Genomic DNA, 1,185 nt, shown 5'->3' with positions numbered 1-1,185 from the left:
GGCCAAGCTTGTTCGCCTTTGGGGTTCGAGTCGGGTAGGTGATTTGATTGAAAGTTAGTCTGGGTTTGAGTTTCAAGGTTATTTTGGCTTGAAGGTTGTATTTTTGAATTTTGCTTGTTATAATAATTTTCATAACCTTCAACCGTTAAACCGCCAACCGGCAACGGTGAATAACCTTCAACCTGAAACCTTACAACTGGTAAACCTGCCGGTTGTGAGGTTTCTCCTTTGGGGTTTCGTTGATACTCAGCCCCCAAAAGCAGGGCATCGCTTTCAGTTACTTCTAGTAAGCGTGACGCCAAACTGGATAAGCCAGGCACATGCCCAGGAGTGTTTAGGAATACCCAAGAAATGGTGTAACCCAAGTGGGTTTGTCGCTGCAAAAGGTCTAGAGATTGCCTAAATAATTTTTCCAATTGAGGAGATAGCCCTGGCTCAACATACTGAGCTATCTGACGCAGATTAGCTCCTTGCTCCATTAACCAGGTCAAAGCAGCCCCATCTCTTGGTGTTGTCTGGTCAAAGGTCAGGGAACCTGTATCCACATGGATTCCCAATGCCATCACCGTGGCTTCAGCAGTAGTTAACTGGATTTGGGATTGCTGTAGTTGCTCAACAATTAAGGTGGTGGTTGCTCCCACAGGTTCAATCTGTGTATAGGTAGCCGGGATATCAGTTTGGGGTACGGGATGATGGTCGTAAATTTCAATAGCCTTTAACTGTGGTAAGTCTAACCACTCAGCTGCTTTGCCTAAGCGATCGCGTTTTTGAGTATCTACAATAATTACGGAATTAATCTGAGCCAATTGTACAGAGCGGCGCTCGATCAGGGCATACTCATCCCGATGCAGTGCCAAAAAATCTCTTACAGCCGGATGAGTCCCCCCAGTTAGTACCGCTTTGGCTCCTGGCTTGAGGCGAGTCAGTCCTACAGCTGCTCCTAGGGCATCAAAGTCAACGGTGGTATGACACAAAATCAGATCCATAGTGATTAGTCTACCAATTCTGGAAATTAAGGCTACACATCAATTTCATCTGGCCATCTCTCCATTTTTCCCTATTGACTTTATTGATGCTATTAATAGTTTACACTACTTTGACCTTTTAATCCCTATAATCCCTTTTATGGCACTCCCCGCGCCCCCGCCCCGCGCCCGCGCCCCACACTCATCACCTGCATGGGAA

General features: G+C 46.3%; 1 protein-coding gene. It reads right to left on the bottom strand.

The features are described 5' to 3' along the window. Positions 1–986 (bottom strand): DHH family phosphoesterase (locus tag LYNGBM3L_RS13100; RefSeq protein ID WP_044493030.1); only part of this gene is annotated, 986 nt, incomplete at its 3' end. Between the last annotated feature and the right edge of the window lie 199 nt (positions 987–1,185).

The sequence above is a fragment of the Moorena producens 3L genome, assembly GCF_000211815.1.
Lineage (GTDB): Bacteria > Cyanobacteriota > Cyanobacteriia > Cyanobacteriales > Coleofasciculaceae > Moorena > Moorena producens.
Note: the sequence above shows the minus strand (reverse complement) of the source record. Positions and strands in the feature narration are given on the sequence as shown.